Annotated in this window: 24 protein-coding genes; 8 read left to right on the top strand and 16 right to left on the bottom strand. The window is 72.4% G+C overall.

Annotated elements, in window-relative coordinates; genetic code table 11:
* Positions 1–169 precede the first annotated feature (169 nt).
* The 4 genes from ACI3EY_RS02175 to ACI3EY_RS02160 all read left to right on the top strand — a co-directional run bounded on the left by ACI3EY_RS02175 (position 170) and on the right by ACI3EY_RS02160 (position 3,415).
* Positions 170–577 carry a hypothetical protein gene (locus tag ACI3EY_RS02175; protein ID WP_405039246.1) on the top strand — a complete coding sequence of 136 codons (408 nt, stop codon included), beginning with the start codon at positions 170–172 and terminating at the stop codon, positions 575–577.
* Positions 578–648: 71 nt separating this feature from the next.
* Positions 649–930, top strand: coding sequence for a metal-sensitive transcriptional regulator (locus ACI3EY_RS02170; RefSeq protein ID WP_405038687.1), 282 nt, complete (start codon positions 649–651; stop codon positions 928–930).
* Positions 931–971: 41 nt separating this feature from the next.
* Positions 972–1,190 (top strand): heavy-metal-associated domain-containing protein, encoded by a 219-nt coding sequence (locus tag ACI3EY_RS02165; RefSeq protein WP_405038643.1) that lies wholly within the window; start codon positions 972–974, stop codon positions 1,188–1,190.
* 32 nt (positions 1,191–1,222) lie between these two features.
* Entirely contained in the window at positions 1,223–3,415 is a 2,193-nt protein-coding gene (locus ACI3EY_RS02160; protein WP_405039245.1) for a heavy metal translocating P-type ATPase, read from the top strand.
* Between the two features lie 69 nt (positions 3,416–3,484).
* Here ACI3EY_RS02160 and ACI3EY_RS02155 read toward each other — a convergent pair whose 3' ends face one another.
* From ACI3EY_RS02155 to serS, 8 genes are all read right to left on the bottom strand, one after another.
* On the bottom strand, positions 3,485–4,141 hold the full coding sequence (locus ACI3EY_RS02155) for a VOC family protein (RefSeq protein WP_405039244.1): 657 nt from the start codon (positions 4,139–4,141) through the stop codon (positions 3,485–3,487).
* A gap of 26 nt (positions 4,142–4,167) precedes the next feature.
* A complete protein-coding gene (locus ACI3EY_RS02150; protein WP_405039243.1) occupies positions 4,168–4,989 on the bottom strand; it encodes a TrmH family RNA methyltransferase in 822 nt (273 codons plus the stop codon).
* A 23-nt stretch (positions 4,990–5,012) separates the two neighbouring features.
* Positions 5,013–5,852, bottom strand: coding sequence for an HAD family hydrolase (locus ACI3EY_RS02145; protein WP_405039242.1), 840 nt, complete (start codon positions 5,850–5,852; stop codon positions 5,013–5,015).
* A 49-nt stretch (positions 5,853–5,901) separates the two neighbouring features.
* On the bottom strand, positions 5,902–7,113 hold the full coding sequence (locus ACI3EY_RS02140) for an ABC transporter permease (protein WP_405039241.1): 1,212 nt from the start codon (positions 7,111–7,113) through the stop codon (positions 5,902–5,904).
* On the bottom strand, positions 7,110–7,994 hold the full coding sequence (locus ACI3EY_RS02135; RefSeq protein WP_405039544.1) for an ABC transporter ATP-binding protein: 885 nt from the start codon (positions 7,992–7,994) through the stop codon (positions 7,110–7,112). Before ACI3EY_RS02135 ends, ACI3EY_RS02140 begins: the two co-directional genes overlap by 4 nt.
* Before the next feature lie 109 nt (positions 7,995–8,103).
* A complete protein-coding gene (locus ACI3EY_RS02130) occupies positions 8,104–8,805 on the bottom strand; it encodes a response regulator (RefSeq protein ID WP_405039240.1) in 702 nt (233 codons plus the stop codon).
* Positions 8,802–10,214, bottom strand: a complete 1,413-nt coding sequence (locus tag ACI3EY_RS02125; RefSeq protein ID WP_405039239.1) for a sensor histidine kinase — start codon at positions 10,212–10,214, stop codon at positions 8,802–8,804. The genes ACI3EY_RS02130 and ACI3EY_RS02125 overlap by 4 nt, the downstream gene beginning before the upstream one ends.
* Positions 10,211–11,491 carry a serine--tRNA ligase gene (gene serS, locus ACI3EY_RS02120; protein WP_405039238.1) on the bottom strand — a complete coding sequence of 427 codons (1,281 nt, stop codon included), beginning with the start codon at positions 11,489–11,491 and terminating at the stop codon, positions 10,211–10,213. The genes ACI3EY_RS02125 and serS overlap by 4 nt, the downstream gene beginning before the upstream one ends.
* Positions 11,492–11,531: 40 nt before the next feature.
* Here serS and ACI3EY_RS02115 point away from each other — a divergent pair, with 40 nt between their 5' ends.
* Complete coding sequence (locus tag ACI3EY_RS02115; RefSeq protein WP_405039237.1) at positions 11,532–12,545, top strand: diacylglycerol/lipid kinase family protein; 1,014 nt, start codon at positions 11,532–11,534, stop codon at positions 12,543–12,545.
* Between the two features lie 43 nt (positions 12,546–12,588).
* Here ACI3EY_RS02115 and ACI3EY_RS02110 read toward each other — a convergent pair whose 3' ends face one another.
* Positions 12,589–13,035 (bottom strand): DUF4446 family protein, encoded by a 447-nt coding sequence (locus ACI3EY_RS02110; RefSeq protein WP_405038633.1) that lies wholly within the window; start codon positions 13,033–13,035, stop codon positions 12,589–12,591.
* 77 nt (positions 13,036–13,112) lie between these two features.
* Here ACI3EY_RS02110 and ACI3EY_RS02105 point away from each other — a divergent pair, with 77 nt between their 5' ends.
* Entirely contained in the window at positions 13,113–15,296 is a 2,184-nt protein-coding gene (locus ACI3EY_RS02105; RefSeq protein WP_405039236.1) for a hypothetical protein, read from the top strand.
* Here ACI3EY_RS02105 and ACI3EY_RS02100 read toward each other — a convergent pair.
* Both ACI3EY_RS02100 and ACI3EY_RS02095 read right to left on the bottom strand, forming a co-directional pair.
* Complete coding sequence (locus ACI3EY_RS02100) at positions 15,178–16,131, bottom strand: glycosyltransferase family 2 protein (RefSeq protein ID WP_405039235.1); 954 nt, start codon at positions 16,129–16,131, stop codon at positions 15,178–15,180. The two genes, ACI3EY_RS02105 and ACI3EY_RS02100, sit on opposite strands and share 119 nt — an antisense overlap.
* Positions 16,132–16,148: 17 nt before the next feature.
* A complete protein-coding gene (locus ACI3EY_RS02095; RefSeq protein ID WP_405038631.1) occupies positions 16,149–17,057 on the bottom strand; it encodes a DUF5926 family protein in 909 nt (302 codons plus the stop codon).
* A gap of 37 nt (positions 17,058–17,094) precedes the next feature.
* Between ACI3EY_RS02095 and ACI3EY_RS02090 the strand changes: the two genes are divergently transcribed.
* Both ACI3EY_RS02090 and lgt read left to right on the top strand, forming a co-directional pair.
* Positions 17,095–18,261 (top strand): enoyl-CoA hydratase/isomerase family protein, encoded by a 1,167-nt coding sequence (locus ACI3EY_RS02090; protein WP_405039234.1) that lies wholly within the window; start codon positions 17,095–17,097, stop codon positions 18,259–18,261.
* 35 nt (positions 18,262–18,296) lie between these two features.
* A complete protein-coding gene (gene lgt / locus ACI3EY_RS02085; RefSeq protein WP_405039233.1) occupies positions 18,297–19,292 on the top strand; it encodes a prolipoprotein diacylglyceryl transferase in 996 nt (331 codons plus the stop codon).
* A gap of 83 nt (positions 19,293–19,375) precedes the next feature.
* Here lgt and ACI3EY_RS02080 read toward each other — a convergent pair whose 3' ends face one another.
* From ACI3EY_RS02080 to ACI3EY_RS02060, 5 genes are all read right to left on the bottom strand, one after another.
* Complete coding sequence (locus ACI3EY_RS02080; RefSeq protein ID WP_405039232.1) at positions 19,376–20,881, bottom strand: UDP-N-acetylmuramoyl-L-alanyl-D-glutamate--2,6-diaminopimelate ligase; 1,506 nt, start codon at positions 20,879–20,881, stop codon at positions 19,376–19,378.
* A 27-nt stretch (positions 20,882–20,908) separates the two neighbouring features.
* Entirely contained in the window at positions 20,909–22,900 is a 1,992-nt protein-coding gene (locus ACI3EY_RS02075) for an alpha-amylase family protein (RefSeq protein WP_405039231.1), read from the bottom strand.
* A gap of 126 nt (positions 22,901–23,026) precedes the next feature.
* Entirely contained in the window at positions 23,027–23,890 is an 864-nt protein-coding gene (locus ACI3EY_RS02070) for a carbohydrate ABC transporter permease (protein WP_405038626.1), read from the bottom strand.
* Positions 23,887–25,092, bottom strand: a complete 1,206-nt coding sequence (locus ACI3EY_RS02065) for a carbohydrate ABC transporter permease (RefSeq protein ID WP_405038625.1) — start codon at positions 25,090–25,092, stop codon at positions 23,887–23,889. The genes ACI3EY_RS02070 and ACI3EY_RS02065 overlap by 4 nt, the downstream gene beginning before the upstream one ends.
* Positions 25,089–26,471 carry an ABC transporter substrate-binding protein gene (locus tag ACI3EY_RS02060; RefSeq protein ID WP_405039230.1) on the bottom strand — a complete coding sequence of 461 codons (1,383 nt, stop codon included), beginning with the start codon at positions 26,469–26,471 and terminating at the stop codon, positions 25,089–25,091. The genes ACI3EY_RS02065 and ACI3EY_RS02060 overlap by 4 nt, the downstream gene beginning before the upstream one ends.
* Positions 26,472–26,645 lie beyond the last annotated feature (174 nt).

The raw sequence follows: 26,645 nt of genomic DNA, 5'->3' as shown, positions 1-26,645 counted from the left end.
CGCTGGACGGCCCAGACCCGGAGCACCAGGAAGAAGACCCATCCAGCCAAGACAAACCGCCACAACACAATGATCTTGCCCGGCATGGGATTTTCGATGTGCCAGGACGCGCCTTCTCGAGCCATCCGCAGATCCTACTTTTCCCCTTGGCTCGCCTAATCTGAGTAACATGACGCGTTTCGCGATCGACGCCCCGGTGGCCTTGCGGCTCGCCCAGGACGGCGCCACCCTGGGCGCCGAGCACCAGCTGGTCGGGCCCGGCTCCCTGCGGTCGGACCTGCTGTCCCTGCTCTACGGGCAGGTGCGCAGCGGCGAGCTCGAGGAGAGGGCCGCGCTGGAGCTGCTCGACCGAAGCGCCTCCCTCACGATGCGCCTCCTCGCCGACCGGGTCTCTCGCCGGGTGGCCTGGCGCATCGCGACCGAGCTCGGCCTTCCCGACACCCACCTCGCCGAGTACGTCGCGGTTGCCACGCTGCAGGCGGACGTCCTCGTCACCGACGGCAGCGAACTCACCCGGGCCGCCGGGCCCTACGTGCGGGCGACCGGATGGACCGAGCTGGCCACCGTCCTGGCCTGAGGCCCACCCGCCGCGGACCCCGGGGCCTGGTCGGTCGGAATACCCTTGGGGGGTATGCTGTTGGCATGGCTGTGAACGGATACTCCGGATCCAAGGACGACTATCTCAAGCGCCTGCGGCGTGTCGAGGGCCAGGTGCGCGGCATCGCCCGGATGGTCGAGGACGACACCTACTGCATCGACGTGCTGACCCAGGTCAGCGCCGCCACCAAGGCCCTTCAGGCGGTCAGCCTGGGCCTGCTCGAGGACCACATCAGCCACTGCGTGGTCGAGGCCGCCGGCGAGTCCGAGGAGGCCAAGGACGTCAAGGTCCGCGAGGCCTCCCAGGCCATCGCCCGCCTCGTGCGCAGCTGAGCCACCGGCATACCCGCCCCGACCCAGAGGAGAACCCCCACATGCAGACCACCACCATCACCGTCAGCGGAATGACCTGCGGCCACTGCACCTCGGCCGTCACCGAGGAGCTGACCGCGCTGGACGGCGTCGGCCAGGTCCGGATCGACAACCTGGTGAAGGGTGGCGACACCGAGGTCGCCATCGACTCCACCCAGCCCCTCGACCCGGACGCCGTGCGCGCCGCCGTCGAGGAGGCCGGCTACTCGGCCACCCTCTGATCTTCCCGACCACTCGCACGCAAGGAGCGCCGATGAGCACCGGCACCACCGACCAGCACGTCGACCTGGCCATCAGCGGGATGACCTGCGCGTCGTGCTCGGCCAGGATCGAGCGCAAGCTCAACAAGCTGGACGGGGTCAGCGCCAGCGTCAACCTCGCCACCGAGAAGGCCAGCGTCAGCTTCCCCTCCGCCCTGTCCGTGAGCGACATCGTCGCCACCGTGGAGAAGACCGGCTACGGCGCGACCGAGCTGGGCGACCGGCACAGCGGCGGACCGGAGATGACGCACGACGTGGTCGCCGACGACTCGCTGCGCCGCCGGATGACCGTGGCCAGCGTGCTCGCCCTGCTGGTGGTGCTGATCCACATGGTGCCGCCGGTCCGGGACGCCCTGGGGATGGCCGGGCACTGGCTCCAGCTGGTGCTCACCGCGCCCGTCTACTTCTGGGCCGCCTGGCCCTTCCACCGGGCCGCCGCGGTGAACGCCCGGCACGGCGCGTCGACGATGGACACCCTGGTCTCGGTCGGCATCACCGCCGCCTTCGGCTGGTCGGTGGTGGCGCTGCTCACCGGCTTCACCCACGACCTCTACTTCGAGACCGCCGCCGTGGTGACCGCCTTCCTGCTCATCGGCCGCTTCATCGAGGCCCGCGCCAAGAACGAGGGCCGCTCCGCGCTCTCGTCCCTGATGCAGCTCGGCGCCAAGGACGTCGCGGTGCTGCGGCACGAGAGCGCCAGCGGCGCCTGGACCGAGCACCGCCTCCCGGTCAGCGACCTCGAGGTCGGCACCCGCTTCATCGTCCGCCCGGGCGAGAAGGTCGCCACCGACGGTGTCGTGCTCACCGGCCGGTCCACCATCGACGCCTCGATGGTCACCGGCGAGTCGGTGCCGGTCGAGGTCAGACCCCGCGACCAGGTCACCGGGGCCACCCTCAACGGCCACGGCCGCCTCGTGGTGCAGGCCACCCGGGTCGGCAGCGAGACCACCCTGGCCCGGATCACCGAGCTCGTCGAGCAGGCCCAGACCGGCAAGGCCCCCGTGCAGCGGCTGGCCGACCGGGTCTCCGCGGTCTTCGTGCCGACCGTGCTGGTGATCGCCGCGGTGACCATCCTGGCGTGGCTGGTGACCGGGCATACCTTCACCGAGGCGTTGGCGCCGGCGGTGGCGGTGCTCATCATCGCCTGCCCGTGCGCCCTGGGTCTGGCGACCCCGACCGCGCTGCTCACCGGCACCGGCCGCGGCGCCCAGCTCGGCATCCTCATCCGGGGACCGCAGGTGCTGGAGTCCACCCGCCGCGTCGACACCGTCGTGCTCGACAAGACCGGCACCCTGACCACCGGTCGCCCGGTGCTCACCGATGTCGTCACCGCCGGGTCGCTGCCCCCGCACGCCGCGCTCAAGGCGGCGGCCAGCGTCGAGTCGAACAGCGAGCACCCGGTGGGTGACGCGATCGTGGCCGGCGCCCGGGAGCGCGGGGTGGAGCTGGCCCGGACCACGGCCTTCACCAACCTGCCCGGCGAGGGCGTCCGTGCCCTGGTCAACGGCACCGAGGTCACCGTCGGTCGGCCGAACCTCTTCGAGGACGTCCCCGAGGAGCTGCACGAGGCCATGGACGCGAGCACCGGGACCACCGTGCTCGTCGGCTGGGGTGGCGCCGCGCAGGCGGCGATCACCGTCGCCGACACCCCCCGCGAGTCCAGCCGTCGGGCCGTCGCGCGGCTCGTCGAGCTCGGTCTGACCCCGCACCTGCTGACCGGGGACAACCCCCGGGTCGCCGCGGCCGTCGCCGAGCAGGTCGGCATCCACGGCGACCGGGTCCGTGCCGGGGTGCTCCCGCAGGACAAGTACGCGCACGTCCGTGACCTGCAGATGCAGGGCAAGGTCGTCGCGATGGTCGGTGACGGCGTCAACGACGCGGCCGCCCTGGCACAGGCCGACCTGGGTATGGCGATGGGCACCGGCACCGACGTGGCCGCGGAGTCCGCGGACATCGTGCTCATGCGCTCGGACGTGGAGGCCGTCGCCGACGCGATCGGGCTGTCCCGCAAGACCCTGCGGATCATCCAGGAGAACCTGGTGTGGGCGTTCAGCTACAACACGCTGGCGATCCCGCTGGCGGCCTTCGGGCTGCTCACGCCGCTGATCGCGGGCGGTGCGATGGCGGCCTCGTCGGTGCTGGTGGTGCTGAACAGCCTGCGGCTACGGGCATACCGGGCCGACTGAGCAGACACAGGCGACGCCCGGTCGGATTGAGGGCAACCACGGGCGACGCCCGGTCGGGTGGGGGGTCGGTCAGAGGGTGACGACGCCCTTGGACGTCTCGAAGGAGACCTCGCGCAGGCAGGCCTCGTCGTCGTCCTCGATGAAGCCGAACTCGATCGAGCTCTCGAACGAGCCACGGGGCGCGTCGGTGATCCCCAGCCACTCCCGCACCTTCGGGAAGTCGCCGCCGATGGTCAGGCCGGTCAGCCGGGTGCCGGTCTCCGCGAGGCGCGACGGGTGCTGCTCCATCGGGGACTCCCAGCGCAGGAAGAACGGCAGGTTGCCCTGGTCGATGATGTCCTTCACGCCGATCTGGCGCCACTGCAGCTGCACCCCCTCGGGGGTGTGCCGGTTGCCCTCCACGGAGGGTCGGCCGAGCCGCTCCTCGACCACGCTCAGGTCGTCGACGGCCACCACCCAGGCCATCCACCCGCCCCCGCGGGAGGACCGGGCCCGGACCGCCTGACCGAAGGGCGCCTTGTCGGAGGCGGGGTGGTCGAGCACCTCCACCACCTCGACGAACCGGTCGTCGGCCAGCGGGAGGATGACGTTGCGGGTCCCGAAGCGCGGGTGCACCCCGCCGTCGTGGGGGGTGATCTCCAGCTGGTCGGCCAGCCGCGCTGCGGTGGCCTGCAGTCCGTCCGGTCCTGCTGCATAACTCACATGGTCGATCCGCATGGCGCTCATCGTGGCACACCCACGTTTCTGGCCGGTCACTGACCTCCGCCGCGCTGGCGCACCGCCTCGTAGACGATGATCGCGGCCGAGGTGGACACGTTGAGGGAGTTCGCACGCCCGACCATCGGGATGCGCACCCGGTGCTCGGCGCGCTCCAGCACCTCGTCCGTGAGCCCGGTCTTCTCGGTGCCCACGGCGATCGCGACCGGTCCCCGGTAGTCCACCTCGGTGTGCGTCGTGGCGGTGTCGGGGGTCGCCGCCACCACGGGTATGCCGCGGGCCGCCAGTGCGTCCAGGGTGGTGCTCGTGCTGTCGTCGGCCACCGGCACCGAGAAGACCGTGCCCTTGGAGGCACGCACGGTGTTGGGGTTCCCCCAGTCGGTGACCGGGTCCGCGGCCAGCACCGCGTGCACCCCGGCGGCGTCGGCCGTGCGCAGCATGGCGCCGAGGTTGCCGGGCTTCTCCACCCCCTCGCAGAGCAGCACCAGGGCGCCCTCCGGCAGGGTCGGCAGCACGTCCGCGCAGCGCCGGTCCAGCGTCGGGACCACGGCCAGCACCCCGTCCGGCCCCTCCCGGTAGGCCGCCTTCTCGAAGGCCCCGCGCGAGGCCAGCACCACCTCGCTCGCCCGCTCCCGCGCCTGCCCCTGGAGCACGGCGACCAGCTGGTCGGCATCGGCGCCCATCAGCTCTGGGCAGAGCAGCAGCAGCTCGGGGACGACCCCGGAGTCCAGGGCCAGGGCGAGCTCCTCGCGGCCCTCGACGACGGTGCGCCGCTCCTGCTCGCGGGCCCGTCGCCGACGCAGCCCCGCGATCGCCTTGATGCGCGGGTTGGCCGGGGAGGTGATCTGGTCGGGCACGCCCACAGTCTGGCGCACCCCGGTCACACCATCGTGTCGAGCACCTCGCGCAACGCCTCGGCCAGGCCGTCCTCCTCGACCGTCCCGGTGGTGCGGTCCGCGGCCCGGAGCACCTCCGGTGGCGCCTGGCCCATGGCATACCCGACGGCGGCCCAGTGCAGCATCTCCAGGTCGTTGCGCTGGTCACCTACGGCGACCGTCCGGTGCGGCTGCACGCCCAGGGTGCGCCGCACCAGCTCCAGCGCGGAGGCCTTGCTGACCCCCTCGGGGGCCAGGTCCAGCCAGGCGCTGTAGCCCACCGCGTAGGAGACCCCGTGCAGGCCGATCCGCTCGATGAGGGCGGCGAAGTCCTCGGAGGTGAGGGTCGGCTCCCGGAAGGTGACCCGGGTGACCGGCTTGGCGGTGAGCTCCTCGACGGGCACCACGATCTCCTCCCCCCACAGCTCCCCCGCGGGGAACGGGGTGCTGACCTTGAAGCCCACCCCGATCTCCTCGACCGCGACCAGCGCTCCGGGCAGGTGGGTCCGGATCAGCGCCACCGCCGGGGCCGGGTCGAAGGTGACCACGTCGACGAGCTCGAAGCCCTGCCCCTGCCCCGGGGTGGCCGCCACCGTCACCGCACCGTTGGAGCACACCGTCGGCCGGCCCTCGGTGTTGAGCCCGAGCTGCTCCATCACCGGCAGCGTCGAGAGCACCGAGCGGCCGGTCGCGATGACGACGGTGACGTGCGGCAGCGCCTCGAGCGCCTGCACCACCTCCCGCACCGGCTCGGCCAGGTGCCCGTCGTGGTGCACGATCGTGCCGTCGACGTCGAGGGCGACGAGCAGGGGGGAGGCGGTCGGGTCGGCGTCGATGCTGCTCACACCGCGCAGCCTATCCGTGGCCCCGCGAACGGCGCCGACCCCTCGGCCCTCAGTTCTTCATCGTCATCGCCTTGCGCCAGGACAGGCTGCCCGAGGTGTGCAGCAGGGCCCGCTCGTAGAGCCGCGCACCCAGGCCGATGGTCAGCGCGCAGAAGGCCACCACGATCGCCAGCGCCAGCAGCGGCTCCCACACCGGGACCCCGCCCTCCACGAGCCGCATCGGCATGATGATGGTGGAGGCGACCGGCAGGAACGAGAAGACCCGCTGGTAGACGCCGTCCAGGTTGATCCCGGCGATGAACACGATGACCAGGACCATCGTCAGCGGCATGGTCGTGGTCTGCAGGTCCTCGGTGCGCGAGGCGAGCGCACCGGCGGCGGCCCAGACGCAGGCGAGGGCGATGAACCCCAGCAGGAAGAACGGCAGGTACCAGGCGATCGCCCCGGCCAGGCCGGGCAGTGCGACGTCCAGGTCCAGGAAGGTCAGCCCGACCAGGCTCACCGCGGCGATCAGCGCGATCTGCCCGAAGGCGAGCGCGGTGTTGCCGAGCACCTTGCCCAGCAGCAGCTGGCGGACCGGGATCTTGGCGGCCAGGATCTCCACGATCCGCGACTGCTTCTCCTCGACCACGCTGTTGGCGATCTGCATGCCGAACATGATCGCCGCCATGTAGAACAGCGCGGCGAAGGCCAGCCCGATGACGAAGGCGAAGATCGGGTCCCCCCCGCCCTGCGTCTCGGCCAGGTCGGTCACGGTCAGCAGGGTGCCCTGGGTGAGGTCCTCCACGGTGGTGCCGGCGGCCTCCGCGTTGGCCTGCATGCCCTGGGTGCGGACGGTCTCGGTGAGTGCCGCCTCCAGCTCCATCGGGGCGCCTTCGTCGGTGAGCATCTCCCACGACCCGGCCTCCCCGACCAGCGCGGCGTCGGCGTCGCCGTCGAGCACCGCGGTCTCAGCCGCGTCCCGGTCGGCGACGGTGAGCGGGGTGAGCACGGGGGCCTCGGCGCCGCCGGAGCCGCCGAGGCCGGGGACACCGGCCCCGCCCTCGGTCTGCGCCTGCTCCACCACGGTGGCGGCGGTGTCGTCGACCACGGCGACGTCATACTCGCCCGGGCCGTCGTCGCCGCCGAAGAGCGTCGGGAGGAGCATCGCCGCGAGGATGAGCAGCACCGTCAGCACGGTGCCGATGAGGAAGTTCTTGTCGGTCAGCTTCACCCGGATCTCGCGGGCGGCGACCAGGCTCCAGGGACGGGGGGTGCTCATGCGACGGCCACCTCTCGGTAGATCTCGGACAGGGTGGGACGGATGCGGGAGAACTCGCGCACCCCGCCCCGGCTGACGGCGTCGGCGAGCAGCCGTTCCGCCACGTGCTCGTCCTCGGGCTCCAGCAGCACGCTGGGGCCGTCGAGGTCGATGATGCCGATCCCCGGCACGCCCCGGACCCACCCGGTGTCACCCGTCATCGTGAGCCGGTAGCGCAGCGGGGCGTTGGCGCGAAGCTCCTCGGCGGTGCCCTGGGCGACGACCCGGCCCTGGTGCAGCACGACGATGGAGTCGCAGAGCCGGTCCACCAGGTCCAGCTGGTGGGAGCTGAAGAGGACGGGGACGCCGGTGGCGGTGTGCTCGCGCAGCAGGGCGCTCATCTGGTCCACGGCCGCGGGGTCGAGGCCGCTGAACGGCTCGTCGAGGACCAGCATCCGGGGCTCACCCAGCACCGAGGCGATGATCTGGGCGCGCTGCTGGTTGCCCAGCGACAGCGTCTCCACCTTGCTCTTGAGCCGTTCGCCGAGGCCGAAGCGGGTGAGCAGGTCCTGCGACCGGTCCCGCGCCTGCGCCTGGGTCATCCCGTGCAGCTGGCCCAGGTAGGTCAGCTGCGCGAGCACCGGCTGCTTGGGGTAGAGGCCGCGCTCCTCGGGCATGTAGCCGATCCGGACCCGGTCCGCCCGGGTGATCGGCGCACCGTCCCAGAGCACCTGGCCCGAGGTCGGGGCCAGCACCCCCATGACCATCCGCATCGTCGTCGTCTTGCCCGCACCGTTGCCGCCGACGAAGCCCACCATGCGCCCCTGGGGCACCGAGAAGCTCACGCTGTCGACGGCCAGGTGGTCGCCGTAGGCCCGGCTGAGCTCGTCCAGCTCCAGCACGTCGTCCTCCTTGGTCACCGCCGCGACCGGTGGCCGCGCGTCCTACGACGACGCTAGCCAGGAGCAGGGCACCGCGGCATCGGTCGTGCCGCCGATCCTGCCCTCCCCCTCAGGACGGAGGCTCGCCCTCGCAGCCCGGCCGGACCAGGCCGGAGTCGTAGGCCGCGACGACCGCCTGCACCCGGTCCCGGACCCCCAGCTTGGCGAGCACGTTGGACACGTGCGTCTTGACCGTCGCCTCGCTGACGAAGGCCTCGGCCGCGATCTCGGCGTTGGACAGGCCGCGCGACACCATCCGCAGCACCTCCCGCTCCCGGCTGGTGAGCTGGGGCAGCGCGTCGTCGTCCGGCGGCGACGAAGGGCCCGGCGTGCCGCCACCGGCACCGGGCGCCATCCGGGCGATGACCCGCATGGTCACCTCGGGAGCCAGCAGCGCGTGTCCCTCGGCGGCCGCCCGGATCGCGTCCACCAGGTCGTCGGCGTCGGCGTTCTTCAGCAGGAACCCGCTGGCCCCGGCCTCGAGGGCGTCGAAGAGGTAGTCGTCGCGGTCGAAGGTGGTGAGGATGACGACCCGGACATCGGGGTGCTCCGCGACGATCTGCCGGGTGGCCTCGATCCCGTCCAGCACCGGCATCTGGACGTCCATCAGGATGACGTCCGGGCGCAGCTCGCCGACGGCCGCCACCGCCTGCCGTCCGTCGGTGACCTGACCGACGACCTGCAGGTCGGCCTCGGTGGACAGGATCATCGCGAAGCCCTGCAGCAGCAGCGGCTGGTCGTCGACGAGCAGCAGCCGCAGCGGGGCGCTCACCCGGACACCGCCGTGCTCCGGGCGTCCGCCTGCGAGCGACCGGTGCGCCGGGGTCCGCGCCCGTCGATCGGCAGCCAGACCCGCACCCGCCATCCCGCGCCGGCCTGGCGGGGCCCGGCCTCGACGCCGCCACCCAGGTGCTGGGCGCGCTCGCGCATACCCATCAGGCCCAGACCGGTCCCGGAGGTGCCGACCCGGGGCGAGCCGTCGTCCACGATCTCCACCTCGAGCTGCTCAGCGGCCTCGTCCACCCGGACCGTCGCCCGGGCCTGGCGGGCGGTGCTGTGCCGACGCACGTTGGCCAGCCCCTCCTGCACGATCCGGTATGCCGTCAGCTGGACCGGCGGCGCCACCCGCCGCGCGGCGCCCGGGCTCGACTCCACCACGTCGAGGGACACCGCGCAGGTGGGGGTGGTGGCCTGCTCGACCAGGGCCGGCAGCGCGGCCAGCGTGGGTTGCGGCGCCCGGTCGGTGCCCGCACCGCCACGGTTACCGGAGGCGTCGTCGTCGCCCGGTTCGGACCCGGTGCGCAGGGTGCCGAGCAGGTCACGCATCTGACCGACCGCGTCCCGCGACGACTGCTCGATGGCCGTCACCGCGGTGCGAGCCGCCTCGGGGTCCCGGTCCAGCACCCGGCGGGCGGCCGCCGCCTGGACGCCCATCACGGAGACGTGGTGGGCGACCACGTCGTGCAGCTCGCGGGCGATCCGCAGCCGCTCGGCGACCACCGCCTGGTCGGTGAGCTGGGCGGTCTGCGCGTGGATGGTCTCGCTCTGGGCGAGCACCTGGGACTGGCGCAGCGCACCGTTCCAGGCGACCTGGCCCAGCACGATGGCGAAGCCGAAGAAGAGGGCGTTGCTGACCACCGTGAAGAGGATGACCGCGGGCACCGCCGGGACCAGTCCGGCGCCCTCCAGGTCCTCGGCGCCGAGGCTCTCGTAGATCTCCTGGATCCCGGAGCTGAGCGCGAAGCTCCAGGAGAAGAGCAGCACCAGCAGCACCAGGATGGCGGCGATCACGCCCATCAGCACGCGCCGGTTCCGGGCCCAGGCCATCCCCGAGAAGATGAGCAGGAAGTACAGCATCTGCATCGGCAGCTGGGCCATCGTCATCGGCATCACCACCGACAGCACCATCATGTGCACCCCCGCGACCAGGGCGGTGGCCTCCGGGTGGCGGCGCCGGACCGCTACCAGGGCAGCCACCGTGACGATCCCCAGGTACTGCCAGCCGACCCCCGGCCCCGGGTCGGAGAGCATCCCCATCGACCGCGCCAGCTCGTGGCTGACGGCGATGACCAGCAGCGCCAGCAACGCCCAGCGCACGTCCCGGCGCAGCTCCCGGGGGCCGGGCCGAGGACGCTCCCAGTGCTCCTCGACGCCGAACCAGCGCTCCAGGGTGGTCATCATGACGGTGGGCGCAGCACGTCCAGCCCGCCGAGGTAGGGCCGCAGCGCCTCGGGCACCCGTACCGAGCCGTCGGCCTGCTGGTGGTTCTCCAGCAGGGCCACGATCGGGCGGGTGCTGGTGGCGACCGTGCCGTTGAGGGTGGCGACGGCGCGGGTGCTGCTGCCGTGCGGGTCCCGCTCCCGGGTCCCCAGCCGCCGCGCCTGGAAGGTGGTGCAGTTCGACGTGGAGGTCAGCTCGCGGTACCTGCCCTGGGTGGGCACCCACGCCTCGCAGTCGTACTTGCGCGCCGCCGGCCCGCCGAGGTCGCCGGTGGCGACGTCGATCACCTGGTAGGGCAACTCGAGGGCGTCCAGCATCCGGCGCTCGATCCGCAGCAGGTTGGCGTGCTCGGCCTCGGCGTCCTCGACGCGGCAGTAGACGAACATCTCGGTCTTGGTGAACTGGTGCACCCGGAAGATGCCCTTGGTGTCCTTGCCGTAGGACCCGGCCTCGCGCCGATAGCAGGTGGAGGTCGCGGCATACCGCAGCGGGCCGTCGCCCAGGTCGAGGATCTCGTCGGCGTGCAGTCCGGCGAGCGCCACCTCGGAGGTGCCGATGAGGTAGAGGTCGTCGGCCTCCAGCCGGTAGACCTCGTCGGCGTGCTCGTCGAGGAAGCCGGCACCGGCCATCGTCTCGGGGCGGACCAGGTTGGGGACCACGACGGGGACGAAGCCCTCCTCCTGGGCGATCTGCTGGGCCAGGTTCATCAGCGCCATCTCCAGCCGGGCCCCCAGCCCGACCAGGTAGTAGAACCGGGCGCCGGAGACCTTGGCCCCGCGGGTCATGTCGATCGCCCCCAGGTGCTCACCGAGCCACAGGTGGTCCCGCGGCTCGAAGCCCTCCGCCGCGAAGTCCCGGGGGGTGCCGACCGTCTCCAGCACGGTGTAGTCGTCCTCGCCGCCGACCGGGACGCCCTCGGCGACGATGTTGCCGATCCGGCGCATCCCCTGCTCGCAGGCGCTCTCCGCCTCCGCGGCCCGGGCCTGCAGCGCCTTGACCTGCTCGGCCAGTCCCTTGACCTGGGCCAGCAGCGCCTGCTTCTCCTCGCCGGCGGCCTGCGCGACCTGCTTGCCGAAGGCCTTCTGCTCGGCGCGCGCGGTCTCGTACTGCGCCAGGCTCGAGCGGTGCGTCTCGTCGGCGGCCAGCACCTCGTCGACCACGGAGGGGTCCTCCCCCCGGGCCCGCTGGCTGACGCGGACGCGCTCGGGGTCGGCTCGCAGGTCACGGATGTCGATCATGGCGGTCAGCCTACTGTCCGGGCGCGGCTACGCTCGGGCCATGGTCAGCCACTCCCGCCGCGCGGCGGTCATCGTCAACCCCACGAAGTTCGAGGACGTCGAGGCGGTGCGGGAGCGGGTCGAGAAGGTCTGCGTCGAGCACGGCTGGGAGTCCCCGCTGTGGCTGGAGACGACCGCCGAGGACACCGGCGTCGGCCAGACCCGGGAGGCGCTGGCCGCCGGGGTGGACATGATCTGCCCGCTCGGCGGGGACGGCACCGTGCGCACCGTGGGCACCGAGCTGGTCGGCACCGGTATGCCGCTCGGCCTGCTGCCCGGCGGCACCGGCAACCTGCTGGCCCGCAACCTGGAGCTGCCGGTGGACTCCCTGGAGGCGGCGCTGACGGTGGCCCTCACCGGCACCGACACCCCGATCGACAGCTGCCGCCTCGAGCTGGTCCGGCCCACCAGCAGCCAGCTGGCCGAGCGGCTCACCGACGAGGACGACCCGGCCCGCAGCGTGGACTTCGACGACGCCGTCGACGACCGGGGCAGCGAGGACGTCCGCGAGGAGCACCGCTTCCTGGTGATGGCGGGCCTGGGCTTCGACGCCGAGGTGATGGCCTCCGCCCCGGAGAAGCTGAAGGCCCGGGTCGGCTGGCTCGCCTACCTGATGGCCGGGGTGCGCCACCTCAAGGGCCCGCAGTTCACCGTGGACGTCCGGGTCGACGGGAAGCAGCCGTTCCGGCGCCGGGCCCGGTCGGTGATGATCGGCAACGTCGGCAAGCTGCAGGGCGGGATGGAGCTGCTCCCGGATGCGCACGCGGACGACGGCGCCCTGGACGCGGTGCTGCTCTCCCCGGAGGGGATCGTGGGCTGGGCCGCCACCGTCGCCCAGCTGACCACCCGCCGGCGGATCGGCCACCCGCGGGTGGAGCATCTGCACGGCACGCAGGTCACGGTGCTCTCGGACAAGCCGGTCGAGCTCGAGATCGACGGCGACACCCTGGGCTCGGCGATCGCGATCCGGGTGGAGATCGAGCCCGGCGGGCTGATCGTCCGACTGCCCGCCTGAGGGCTCCGGACGGCAGGACCCCGGGCAGCGGGACCTGATCCGCTCAGTCGTCCCGTCCGGTGCGGGCCGCGTCCAGCGCCTGCCGCTCCTCCGGGGTGAGCACGATCTCGGAGTCCCCGCCGACGATGCCCTTGGCGTAGGTGCGGCTCTCACCCCGGGCGTGGATCGAGCTGATCACCATCCCGTCACCGGTGTCGTCGACGACCGCGGCCGAGAAGCTCATCCGACCGCCCATGTCACCGAAAGCGTCGTAGCGGACCACGGCCACGTGCCGGAGGGCCTGGGACAGCTCCCCGCGCAGCGAGGCCAGCGCCGACTCCAGCCCCTCGATCCGGGTCAGCTCCGGGGAGGTAGGGATCCCCGCCTCGACCAGCTGGGCCAGCCGGCGGTCGACCACCCGCAGCCGCCGCCAGGCGATCCCCGCCAGCAGCAGCGCCAGCAGTGCGAGCGCGCCGGTGATCCAGGCGAGCAGCTCGGGGTCGACGTCCACGGGGTCAGGGTATGCGCTCGGCCCAGCACTGCGTGCGACCATGCCTGCAGTGGCCGGACCGGTGGAGGAGGTGAGCCATGCGCGCAGGCTCGACGGCCCCCGGCTCCCCGCTGCCGGTCGCGGCGTGGGCCCTGGTGCTGGCCGTGCTCGGCAGCTGGCTGCTGGCGGCGGTGGCGAGCCTCACCGGTGTCGCACCGGCCTCCTCCCCCGACCCGACACCGCTGTCCGGCAGCGCGACCGCGCTCGCCGACGCCGGTGAGGACGGCGGCGGGACCGGCGCACCGGTGGTGCTGGTCGGCATACCGGGCCTGACCTGGGACCTCGTCGGGGAGGACACCCCCACCCTGCAGCGCCTGGCCGGGACCGGCGGCAGCGCCGCCCTGGTGGCCCGGGGCACCGCGGTGACCACCTGCGCCGACGGTGCCTGGAGCAGCGTGGCGGCCGGGGAACGTGCCGGCGCCATGACCGCGGACTGCCGGAGCAGCACCCCCGCCGGGTCCGGTGAGGACGGTGGAGCCGCGAGCGCCGCCGGGCCGGACCTGTCCCGGCTGAGCACGCTGGCCGAGGAGGGCGGCACCTGCGTGGCGACCTACGGGCTGCGTCCCGGGCTGGTCGGTGGGGCCGCCGAGGCCGTGGAAGAGGGACTGACCGAGTCACCGTCGCTGGACCCCGGCTGCCGGATCCACCTGGTCACCGCCCCCGCCGTGCTGCCCGGGGACCGCTCGGACACGCTGGGCCGGGTCGACGCCGCCCTGGGCGACCTGGCACTACCCCTGGGGAGCACCCTGGTGGTCAGCGGGATGGGGCAGACCAGCGACCTGGCCGCCGCCCAGCTGCTCGTCATCGCCCCCACGCGCAGCGTCGAGACGGCCCCCACGCTGCTCACCTCCTCCTCCACCCGGCAGGCCGGGCTGGTGCAGCTGGTCGACCTCACCCCCACCCTGCTCGACCTGGCCGGGGTGGACCCGCCCGGCACCGGGCTGCCCGGGGGCGCCGTCGCGCACGTCTCCGACCCTGCCGACACCGGACGCCCTCCGTCCGCCGCCTCCCCCGACGAGGCCGCGGCGGGACTGGCCACCGCCGTCACCCTGGCCATGAGCCTCACCCCGTGGGTGCTGGGGGCGCTGGCGGTGCTGCTGGTGCCGCTGCTGGCCACCGGCCTGGCCCTGCGCGGGCACCGGACGGGACGGCGGCTGCTCGCCGGGGTGGCCACCACGATCCTGGCCTTCCCGGTCGCCGGCTTCCTCGCCGGGCTGGTGCCGTGGTGGTCGACCGGGCAGCCGTGGCCGGTGCTGACCGGCCTGGTGCTCGGCACCGCGGTCATCATCGCCGTCGGGGCGCTGGGGCTCTGCCGGTCGTGGCCCTCGCCGTTGGCGGCCCCGGCCGTGGTGTCGGCGGTGACCGCGGTGGTCCTCGGCGTGGACGTCATCTGGTCCGCCCGTCTCGGGCTGGTGTCGGTGCTCGGTCTGCAGCCGGTGACGGCCGGCCGCTTCTACGGCCAGGGCAACGTAGGTTTCGGGATCCTGCTGGGCGCGATGCTGGTCCTGATGGCGGCCTGCGTCTCGTGGCTGGTGGAACGTCGTGCGGCGGCGCTCACCGTCGCCCTGCTCGGCGCCGGCGCCGTGCTGCTCGGGGCTGCCCCGCAGGCGGGCGCCGACTTCGGCAGCGTGCCCGCGCTGGTGGTGGGCACCGGGCTGGTCCTGCTGACCGTGCTGGAGCGACGGTGGACACCGCGCGCGCTGCTGCTGGTCGGCGGCGGGGCGCTGGTGCTGGGCGCCGGGGTGATGACCCTCGACTGGCTGCGCGGCGAGGGCTCACGCACCCACCTGGGCAGCTTCGTGCAGGCCGTCCTGGACGGTGAGGCGCTGGGCATCGTCACCCGCAAGCTGGAGCAGAGCCTCGGGATCCTGGTGAGCTACCCGCTGTCCTGGCTGGCGGTGCTGGCGCTGGTCGGGGTGCTGGTCCTGGTGCTGCGCCGACCCGGGCGGCTCGACGCGCTGTGGGCCGAGCCGGGGATCCCGGCGGTCGCCCCGGCGGCGGTCGTCGCGATGGTCCTCGCCTGGGTGCTCAACGACTCCGGCATCGCCGCGGTGGCGTCGTGCCTGACGATGCTGATCGCCGCCGCCGTGGTGGTGCTGGCGCTCAGTCCTGCGGGGGCTGCTGCGGGGGAGCGGGCGGCTGCTGCGGGCCCTGGCGGCGCTGCCACTCCTGCCGGGCGCGGTCCAGCAGCGGGCGACCGTGCTTCCGGTACTGGTCGTTGACCTGACCGGCGGCCCGTCGGGCCATCGGCACGCCCCGGTCGCGGGCGGTCTGCGCCAGCCGTGCGCCCTGCTCGCGGGCGATCCGCCCGCCCTCGATGCCACCCTCCCGGACCTTCTCCGGGACGCCTGAGCGCTCGGCCAGCGCGAGGGAGACGTCGGCCAGCTGCCGGGCCCGGTGCGCCTGGGCCTGCAGGTCGGTGCCGGTGACCCGGTGCTGCAGGTCGCACGGGACCTCGAGCACCCGCCCGCCTGAGCGCAGCACGTCGACGGTGAGCCCGACCTCGGCGCCCCACCCGCGCGCCAGCGGCATCGCGTCGACCAGGGCGTCGTGCGTGATGCAGCGCTGACCCGACAGCGGCTGGGTCGGCTCCCACCCGGTGAGCCGGCGGATGCCGGAGCCGGCGGTGCGCACCACGATCCCGAAGCCTCCGCCGGGCTGCGGGGGCAGCACGGCGATCGTCATGTCGGCGGTCCCGGCGAGCACCGGGCTGACGACCGGGCCGAGCCGCGCGGCGGAGTCCCCGAGGTCGGCGTCCACGAAGAGCACCGGGGCCCCGGGCATGAGCTCCTGGGCACGGGCGGCTCCGGAGGTCATCGCGGCGGCCTTGCCCCGGTTGCGTCCGTGCCGGACCACCTCGACGCCGCCGACCCACTCGGCCACCTGGGCCGTCTGGTCCTGCGAGCCGTCATCGACGACCACGATGGCGCGCACCGTCGGGACCTGCTGCAACGCGCTGAGCGTGGCCCCGATCCGCGACTCCTCGTCGTTGGCCGGCACCACGGCGACCACGCCCTGCTGCAGCATCCCCTCCACGGGGGGCTCGACCACGCTCATCGGCTCGTCCTCCCCGGTCAGCGGAGGGTGACCTGGCGGGCGACGAGGGCGCTGCGCGCCCGGCGCTGCGCCTCGGTGAGCGGCTCCTCCTGCGCCAGCGCGGCGTCATACCGCTCCTGCAGCGCGGCCAGGGCCTGGCCGTGGTCGGCGGCGGTGCTGTCGGCGGGCACCTCGATCACCGGGACCAGCAGACCGCAGGCGCGGAACGCCCCGATCAGCTCGGTGCCCTCACCCAGGTCCTCCTCGTCGGCGGCCGCCAACCGGGCCAGCGCCTGCAGCGCCGTGTCCTCGTCCTGCGCGAGGATCCAGCGGATGTAGGCGCGACCCGACATCAGGCACCAGAACGCGGAGTCCGAGCCCTCGACCCGGGCCATCGGCACGGCCGTGTCGTTCATCTCCTCCAGCGCGGCCTTCTGCTCCGCGGTGGCGTCCTCGCCCAGCCAGAAGCCGAAGTCGTCGTAGACCTCCACCTCCAGGCGCTGACCCTCGGCGAGCAGGTCCTGCAGCCGCGGGGTGTCCTCGGTCGCGGGGCGCACCGAGTTGACCGAGCTGCCGGCCTCGCTGGCCAGCGCCGTCAGGATGCTCTGCGCGACGTCCCGGGAGGCGTCCCCGCTGGAGGTGCGCGACTGCAGCGCGACCAGCACCTCGCCGCTGTCGCGGTGCACGGCGGGCATGGCCGCCGGCAGCACCGTGACCAGCCGCACCTGCTGCTCTCCCGCCGGGACGTCCAGGCCACCGGCCACGGTGCCCTCGGGCACCACCACCGTGACGTGGGCCGACGCGGCCGGCAGGATCTCGCGCATCCCCACCCACTCGGTCTCGTCGGCGAGGCCCTCGAAGGGGCGCGCGACGAAGGGCGCCCTGCGCGCGCTCGTCCCGGACCGGTCTGCCGCGCTCTGGCGCTTCTTGCGTGATGCCTTACCCATGCGGGCGAGTGTACGTGCGTGGGTAGGGTGGCCGGTCATGAGCGAGCACGCCGACAGCCTGTCCTGGGACGCCGCACCGGGCCACGGCCCCGAGGTGCTCTACGCCACCGACGGTCCGCTGGGCCGGGTCCGGCTGAACCGGCCGCGGGCGATCAACGCGCTGGACCGGGCCAGCATCGACTCTTTGCAGCACCAGCTGCAGGTGTTCGCCGAGGACGGGTCGGTGACCGCGGTCGTGATCGAGGGGGCCGGCGAGCGGGGCCTGTGCGCCGGCGGGGACGTCCGTGCGCTGCGGGAGTCCGTGGTCGGCGGTCGCGCCGAGGAGGCGCAGGACTACTGGGCCGCGGAGTATGCCGTGGACCGCCTGATCGCCGCCTACCCCAAGCCCTACGTCGCCTGGATGGACGGCATCGTCATGGGCGGCGGCGTCGGTGTCTCGGCGCACGGCTCGGTGCGGCTGGTCACCGAACGGACCCAGCTGGCCATGCCGGAGGTGATCATCGGCTTCTTCCCCGACGTGGGCGGACTGTGGTTCCTTTCCCGGGCGCCCGGTGAGGCCGGCACCCACGTCGCGCTGACCGGCGCACCGGTGGGCGGGGCGGACGCCGTGCTGCTGGGGATGGCCGACGCGCTGGTGCCCTCGGGGGCCTACCAGCGGGTGCTGGCGGCGCTGCGCGAGGACCCGGGGGCCGATGCCGCGGCGCTGGCCGCAGTCGCCACCGCTGGCGCCGGCGACGTCGACGGCGACGGCGACGGCGACGGCGACGGCGACGGCGAACCGGGCGACGACGATGTGACCTCGTCAGCGGCCTCGTCGCTGGAGCAGCACCGCCCCTGGATCGACGCCTGCTACGGCGGGGACGACGCCGCCGCCATCGTCGCCCGGCTTCGGCAGCGCCCGGAGCCGGAGGCGCAGGAGGCGGCCTCGACCATCGCCGGACGCTCCCCGCACTCGGTCGCGGTGACCCTGGAGGCCCTGCGCCGGGCGGGGTCGATGAGCGTCGAGCAGGTGCTCGCCCAGGACACGCTGCTGGGGCCCGCCTTCGCCCGGCACCCCGACTTCGCCGAGGGCGTGCGGGCGCAGCTCGTCGACAAGGACCGGCGGCCCCGCTGGCGGCACGGCGACCTCACCCAGGTGACCCGTGCGGAGGTGCTCGCCGCCTTCGGGGAGACTGGTGCTGCAGGGCATACCCCGCAGACCTGACCGCACGAGGTGAGCGACACCATGAACGAAGCGCCATGAACGACGACCGGCCGCTCTACTGGACCGACCTCGGACTCTCCCAGGGGATCGAGCTGGGGCCGTTGACGCTGCGCTACTACGCGCTCGCCTACGTGCTGGGCATCCTGCTCGGCTACTGGCACTTCAACCGGATGGCCAAGGCGCCGGGCAGCCCCATCTCCCCGCGCCAGGTCGACGACCTCATCATCGGCCTGACCTTCGGCATCATCATCGGCGGCCGCCTCGGGTACGCCACCTTCTACAACCCCTCGCTGTGGACCTCGTGGGAGGTCCTGATGCCGTGGCAGGGCGGGATGAGCTTCCACGGCGGGCTGATCGGCGTGCTGGTGGCGATGGCCTGGATCTCGTGGCGGCGCAAGCTCGACCCGCTGCGGGTGACCGACTACATCGCGGTGAACGTGCCGATCGGGATGATGCTCGGGCGGATCGCCAACTTCATCAACGGCGAGCTCTGGGGTCGGCCCAGCGACGTGCCGTGGGCGATGGTCTTCCCCGGGGCCGGCGACGAGCCGCGGCACCCGAGCCAGCTCTACGAGGCGGCGCTGGAGGGGGCGCTGCTCATCCTGGTGCTCTTCTGGCTGTTCTGGCGGACCCGGGCGCGCTGGCGGCCGGGCCTGCTGGCCGGTGTCTTCGCGATCGGCGTCGGCGGTGGCAGGTTCGTCGTGGAGTTCTTCCGGGAGCCGGACGCCCAGCTGACCGAGTTCGCGGAGGCGAGCGGGCTGAACATGGGTCAGTGGCTGACGATCCCGCTGATCCTGGCGGGGCTGGTGCTGGTGGTGCGCGCCCTGCGCCGCCCCGAGACCGACGCCCCGGCGGTCACCGACGACGAGGACGAGGACGAGGACGACGAGAAGGCCGCCGGCGGGAAGGCGTCCGGGAAGGACGGGCCGGGCACCACGACCACCGGTGCGAGCGGGACACCGGGCATCATCGGCACCCCCGGCATCACCGACCTGCGTCCGCCCCCGGGCCCGCCGTCGAGCACCGACTGACGGCACCCGTACGCAGATCCCGTCCTGATGCCCTACCGCAGCAGGACATCAGGACGACGTCTGCGTAGGAGTCGGGCCTCGCCTCAGACGTCCCCGCCGCGGCGGGCGGCCAGGGCCCGGCGCGCCTCCTCGATCTCCTCCCAGGGCACCAGCTCGGTCCCGCGCTCCATCGTCTCCTCGGGCCCCTTGCCGGCCAGCACCACGGTGTCCTGCGCGCCCGCCCTGCGGACGGCATACCGGATCGCCTCGGTGCGGTCCCCGATCGAGACGAAGTTGCTACGGCCCGCCTCCCGGGCGCCGCGTTCCATCTCGTGCAGGATCTCCTGCAGCGGCGTGGTGCGGTGGTCCTCCTCGGTGAGGACGACGTGGTCGGCGTGCCCGGTCGCGACCCTGCCCAACGGCGCCCGCTTGGAGGGGTCGCGAGGTCCGCCGGCCGAGCCGAGCACCACCCACAGCTCCCCCTCGGTGGTGACCCGCACCGTGTCCAGCGCCTTCTCCAGGCTGGGCGGGGTATGCGCGAAGTCGACGATGACCCGCGGCTCACCTTCGCGGCGCTCCACCATCTCCATCCGACCGGCGACCCCGCCGAAGGTCGCGAGCGCCGCCACCAGGTCCGCGAGCGGAACCCCGGTCGCGGCCACCCCGGCCATCGCCGCGAGCGCGTTCGCGACGTTGAAGCGGCCGATCATCGGCAGCCGGGCCGCAGCACTGCCCTCGGGGGTGTGCACGGTGAAGGTGATCTCCGCCGGTCCCTCCTGCACGTCGGTGGCCCGCCACTCGGCCTCGCCACCCTCGGCCGAGTAGGTGGTGCAACCGCGACCCCCCTCGGTGGCCAGAGGCCGCAACTGGTCGACCCACGGGGTGTCGTCGACGTTGAGCACGCTGTGCCGGGCGCGGCGCACCAGCTTGGCCTTGTCGGCGAAGTACTGCTCCATGCTGCCGTGGAAGTCGAGGTGCTCGCCGGTGAGGTTGGTCCAGACCGCGACGTCGTAGTCGACCCCGCGGACCCGGTCCATCGCCAGCGCGTGGCTGGAGGACTCGACGACCGAGTGGGTGGCCCCGGAGGTGAGGATGTCCCGCAGGATCTGCTGCACCTGCGGGGCCTCGGGGGTGGTGAAGTGCGAAGGCGGCTGCAGCAGCACGCCGTCGACCAGCTCGTAGCCGATCGTCGAGAGCAGGCCGGTGGGCCGGCCGCTCTCGCGCAGCAGGTGCAGCGCCAGGCAGGAGGTGGTGGTCTTGCCGTCGGTGCCGGTGACACCGAGCACCGTGAGCTGCTCGCTCGGGGCGCCCAGCACGGCCGCGGCCGCGTCGGCCAGGGCGGCCCGGGCGGCCGGCACCCGCAGGTAGGGCAGCGGCGCGGTGGCGCCCTCGGGCATACCCTCCCCGACGACCGCGACGGCGCCGCGGCGGACCGCCTCGTCGATGAAGCCGTGCCCGTCGAAGCGGGCGCCCCGGACCGCCACGTAGGCGTCCCCGGGGACCACCCAGCCGGCCTGGTGGCTGACCCCGGTCACCTCGACGCCGCGGGCGTCGGTGGGGGCGTGGGTCAGCTCGGCCCCGAGGGCGTCGGCGAGGTCCTGGAGGTGCATGGCGGACAGCCTAGGACGCCCCCGGTCTCAGGGACGCACCAACCAGACGGGCTGGTATGTCGACAGGTAGACGGAGCCGTCGGCGGTCAGGTTGGGCGGGTAGCCGTTGAGCGCGTCGATGGCCTGGTCCACCGCCAGGCCCTGCTCCCGGATCCACCAGGACGGCACCGTGCGCGGCGACTCAGTGACGTTGTACAGGCCCAGCATCGGGCCCACGGGGTGCCGGCGGAGCACCGCGAAGACCCCGGGGTCGGGGGCGGCGACCGGCTTGGCGGGGACGCTGGCGTGCAGGTGCGGCAGCGACGCCCGGACGGCGGACAGGTGGCGCATCCCGGCGAGCACCCGGCCGGTGGGAGTGGTCGGGTCCTCCTGGGCACCGTCCACCCGGGCCCAGTCGAGCCGGGGGCGGTGCGCCCACCGGTTGTCGTCGGCCTGCGCGGCCACCGCGGCCCAGCGCTCGTCGTTGAGGGTGGCCACCTCGTCGCCGGACCAGATGACCGGGATGCCGCCGAAGCCGAAGACGACGGCATAGCCCAGCAGCAGGCGGGCGATCGCATCGTCCACGGCCGCGGTCGCCTCGTCGAAGCCCTCCTGGTCGACCACCTGCTCCAGCAGGTCCAGCGCGCGGCCCAGGCCGGCCAGGCTCGCCGCCGAGCCGGAGATCCGGCGGTCGCCGGTGGCCGGGTTGTGCTGGAAGACCAGACCCTGCGCGGTGGACCCGGCGAAGTCACCCGAGTAGAAGGACGACAGGAAGGTCCGGTGCCCCGCGCCGTCGACCATCACCGAGCGTGCGTCGTCGTCGTCGATCGCCCAGCCGATGTCGTCGTGGCAGCGCAGGTAGGTGATCCAGGCGGTCGTCGACGGGACCGTCGGGAAGCGGCCAAGGGCGTGCGTGGCCAGCCGTGAGTCGCGGCTGGCCAGCATCGACCAGACCTGCACCATGAGGCTGTTGTGGTAGGCGAGGTCGGACACCTTGCCGTGGTGCTTGCCCACGCCCAGGTAGTGGACGACCTCGTTGGGCCCGACGATCGCCTCCGCCTTGAAGGTCAGCGCCGGCGCCGTGATCCGGGCCAGCGAGCGCAGCGCCTGGGTCAGGCGGTGCACCTCCGGCTCGTTCTGGGACTGGGTGCCCATCCGCTTCCAGATGAAGGCGATCGCGTCCAGCCGGAGCACCTCGACGCCCTGGTTCGCAAGGAACAGGATGACGTCGGCCAGCTCGCAGAAGACGTCGGGGTTGTCCCACGCGAGGTCCCACTGGTAGCTGTTGAAGGTCGTCCAGACCCAGCCCTCGAGGTCCTCGTCCCAGGTGAAGTTGCCGGGGGCGAAGTCCGGGAAGACCTCGAGCAGGGTGCGCTCGTAGGAGTCCGAAACGCTGCGGTCGGGGTAGACGTGGAAGTAGCGGCGGTAGCGCTCGTCCCCGTCCCGGGCGGCCTGCGCCCAGGGGTGCTCGCGGGCCACGTGGTTGAGCACCAGGTCCAGGCACAGGCTGATCCCCCGACGGCGCAGGTCCGTGGTGAGCCGGCGCAGGTCCTCCATCGTCCCCAGGTCGGCACGCACGGAGCGGTAGTCCGCGACGGCATACCCGCCGTCGCTGGGCTCGGGACGCGGCTGCAGCAGCGGCATCAGGTGCAGGTAGCGCACCCCCAGCTCGCGCAGGTGGTCTGCGGCGGTGCCGACCCCGGCGAGCGTGCCTTCGGGGGTGAGGCGCTCGGCGTAGGCGGCGTAGCCGATGACGTCGGGGCGCTGGAACCAGTCCGGCTCGAGCGAGCGCCGTTCGTCCAGCTCGTGCAGCTCCTCGTCGCGGTCCCGGTATGCCCTCGCCGCCAGCTCGAGCGCGCGCGCCGCGACCGCGGGCGGGTCGGCATACGGCATCAGGCCGGTGACGAGGTCGTCCCACCAGCGCGCCACCCGGAGCGCGAAGGTGGTGCGGCGGTGCGGTGGGCAGCCGTCCAGGACGGCCTCGACACGGGCCCGGGCGTCCGGTGGGAGCGCCGCGGGCCAGGGAAGTTCGCGGGTCACGGGATCAGCCAACCACAGACGACGCCCGGTGGGGTCGAGAGCAACCATTGGCGACACTCGGTCGGTAAAGGGTGAGACGCCGACGGCGACGCCGCGCAGAGCGCAGCGTCGCCGTCCGCCACGTCGTCAGCCCTTGACGGCGCCGCTCGTCATCCCGCGCACCAGGAAGTTCTGGAGGAGGAAGAAGACGATCATCGGCAGCACCATCGAGATGAAGGCACCGGCGGTCAGCAGCTCGGCGCCCTGACCCTGGGTGCCCAGCAGCTGCTGGAGCTTGACGATCACCGTGGTGTTGTCGTTGGACAGGAACAGCTTGGCCACCAGCAGGTCGTTCCACACCCACAGGAACTGCAGGGTGGCGAAGGCCGCCATCGCCGGCATGGCCATCGGGGCGATCAGCTTCCAGAAGATCTGGAAGTTGCTGCACCCGTCGATGCGCGCCGACTCGACCACGCTGAACGGCAGCGAGGACATGTAGTTGCGCAGCACGTAGATGCACAACGGCATACCGAACCCGGTGTGCAGCAGCCACACCGCCAGGTACTGCCCGGAGATCCCCAGCCCGTTCGGACCGAACAGGTTCAGCAGCGGCTGGAAGGCCACATGGATCGGCACCACCATCACCGCGACGATGATGATGAAGAGCGTCTCCTTGAACCTGAAGGTCATGAACGTGAAGGCGTACGCGGCGAAGGCCGCGAACATGATGGGGATGATCGTCGCGGGGACCGCGACCGCGATCCCGTTGATGAACGCGTTGCCCATGTCCGCCTGCTCGAACACCTGCCGGTAGTTGTCGATGGTCCATGAACTCTGGAAGGGGTTCAGGATCGCCGACCACCATCCGCTGCCGAGCGCGTCGTCGCGGCTGCGGAAGCTGGTGACCAGCAGCCCTACCGTCGGCAGGGTCCACAGCACCGCCAGCCCCAGCATGACCACCATGGAGAAGGGGCTGCGCTGGCGCCCGTCCTTGAGCCGTCCGGCGTTCATCGCATGAGCTCCTGCTTGCGGAAGTCCCTGACCTGGTAGATCAGGATCGGGATCACGGCCACCAGCAGCACCACGATGAGGGCGGTGGCTCGACCGGCGTTGTTGTTGGTGAACATCTCACGGAAGAACATGTTCGCGATGACGTCCGTGTTGTTCCGGCCGTTGGTGAGGACGTAGACGATGTCGAAGACCTTCATCACCAGGATCAGCACCGTGATGAAGACGGTGATGATCGTGCTCCAGATCTGCGGGATGACGACCTGCCAGAAGATCTGCACCTCGCTGGCCCCGTCGATCCTCGCGGCCTCGATGGTGTCCTCGGGGACGCCCTTGATGGCCGAGCTCAGCAGCACCATCGCGAAACCGGTCTGCAGCCAGATCAGGATGACCATGAGCAGGATGCTGTTCAGCCGGGCGGTGTCGATGTCCAGCCAGCTGACCGGGTCCTGACCGAACCAGTTCACCCACATCGCGTTCAGCGCGGCCGTCTGCGGCTGCCCGGGCGGGCTGTAGCCGTAGACGGTGGTCAGCCAGATCGCCGAGGCGGCGACGAAGCTGATGGCCATCGGCATGAAGATGAAGCTCTTGGACCACTTCTCGCTGCTGGCCGAGAGCTTGTCGGCCAGCACCGCGACCACGACGCCGAGGGCGACCGTGATCGCCGGCACGATGGCGATCCACAGCAGGTTGTTGATGATCGCCGACCAGAAGGCCCCGCTGGAGAACAGGGCCTGGAAGTTGGCCCACAGCGGCTCCATGTATGCCGTGCTGTCCCGGTTCGCGAAGCTGTAGTGGATCGTCTGCACGGTCGGGAACAGCAGCATCAGCCCGATCAGGCTGAAGCCCGGCACCAGGAAGGCGTACGGCATGATGCCGTGCTCGAGTTTGCGGGGCAGCGCCTCGATGGCCTGGTTCAGGAACCAGAAGAGGACCGCGGCACCACCCACGCCGGCCACCAGGCCCAGCGCGCCCATCAGGATCTTGCTGTCGAAGAACCAACCCGGGAACCACGCGAACGCCAGGAAGAGGTTGCCGATCAGCCAGACCGTGACGGCGATCCCGAGCACCCCGACGAGCAGCTTGACGGGCTGCAGGCCGGCATCGCTGGGACCTTCCGTCTGCTGGGCGGAGGGTGTCGTGTCGACGTCCGGGGCCGGGGGCACCTCCTCCCCGACCGGGGGTGTGGAGGACGAGGTGCTCACTGGTCCTGACCTTCCTCGTCCGCCGCGGCGTCGTCGGTGACCGGCCAGTTGCTCTCGATCGCCTCGGCCGTCTCCTGGGCGGTCTGGGAACCGTTCTGGAAGTTCACCATGCCGGTCCAGAAGGACCCGGAGCCCACCTCGCGCGGCATCACGTCGGAGCCGTCGTAGCGGAACACGTCGGCCTCGACCGCCATCTGGGCGATGCCCCGGGTGGTCTCGTCCGGGTAGCGCTCGGCGTCGAAGGTGGTGTGCGGGCTCAGCCAGCCGCCCGCCTCCGCCCAGGGGCCGCCGAACTCGGGCGAGGTGAGGAAGCGCATGACCTCGTTGGTGTCGGTGTCGTAGCTGAACGAGGCCGCGAGGTCACCGCCGCCCAGGATGGGCTGCCCGTCGTAGCCGTCCTCGGCCCGCGGGAAGATGAACGTGCCGATCTCCTCGTCCAGGTTCTCCTGGATCTCGGCCGGGAAGAAGCCGGTGGCGAAGTTGCCCTGACGCATCAGGTAGCAGCCGGGCTCGTCGTCGAAGGCCGGGGTCATCGCGTCCGCGAACGGGGTGTTCAGGATGCCGGTCGACCCGCCGAGGACGTTGCCGTCCTTGTTGGCCAGGTCGCCGTAGGCCTCGATCGCCGCGACCACCCGCTCGTCGTCGAACGGGATGCGGTGGAAGATCCAGTCGTCGTAGACGTCCGGGCCGTGCAGCCGGAGCATGTACTCCTCGACCCAGTCGGTGCCCACCCAGCCGGTGGCCTGGTCGGACTGCCAGCCGATGCACCACGGTGGGGTGCCGGTGTCGGCCTCGATCTGCTCGGCCAGGGCGTCCAGCTCCGCCAGGGTCTCCGGCTCGGCGTCCCAGCCGGCCTCCTCGAAGGCCTGCCTGGGGTACCAGACCACCGACTTCACGGCCATCCGCATCGGGGCCGCGTAGACGCGTCCCTCGAAACGAGCGGAGTCCAGGAAGCCCGGCACCAACGAGGAGTTGAGGGCGTCGTAGTCCAGGAATTCGTCGATCGGGATGACCTGACCGTCGGCGGCCATGTTGAAGACGCCGCCGGGCTGCGGGAAGAGCCCGATGTCCGGGGCGTCCCCGGCGTTGACCCGCACCTGGATCGTGTTCGTGAAGTCCTGGTCGGAGACATAGTTCACTGCGATGCCCGACTCCGCGGTGAACTCCTCCAGGGACGCGTTGAACTGGGCCTCCTCGTCACCGCCGAAGGCGCCCAGGATCGTGACCTGGCCGTCGCCCTCCTCGGGTTCACCCAGACCCGCCTGCCCCGCTGACCCACCACTCGCGTCGGGGTTCTGCAGACATCCGGTCAACGTCAGCGCCGCTGCTGCCGTGACCGCCGGTACCGCGACTCGTCGCCACCTCGAGCTAGCCACCATGGGCTCCCTTTCTCGCTGCAGCGCTCGGGGTGCCACCGCCGGGAGGAGGTGCACGCAACTCCGAGCGCAACTAGGTGGAACGTAGTACAGAGCGTGACCCCGGGACAGGTTCTGGCGGTCACGCTTTGGTCACGGAATGGGAGGGGGTGAGCCCCCCCGGGCGATCGGGCCCTC

It is taken from the genome of Serinicoccus shuyuelongi, from assembly GCF_045032955.1.
In the GTDB taxonomy this organism is placed as follows: domain Bacteria; phylum Actinomycetota; class Actinomycetes; order Actinomycetales; family Dermatophilaceae; genus Ornithinicoccus.
The sequence above is the reverse complement of the archived record's forward strand: the minus strand, read 5'-3'. Positions and strand labels throughout refer to the sequence as shown.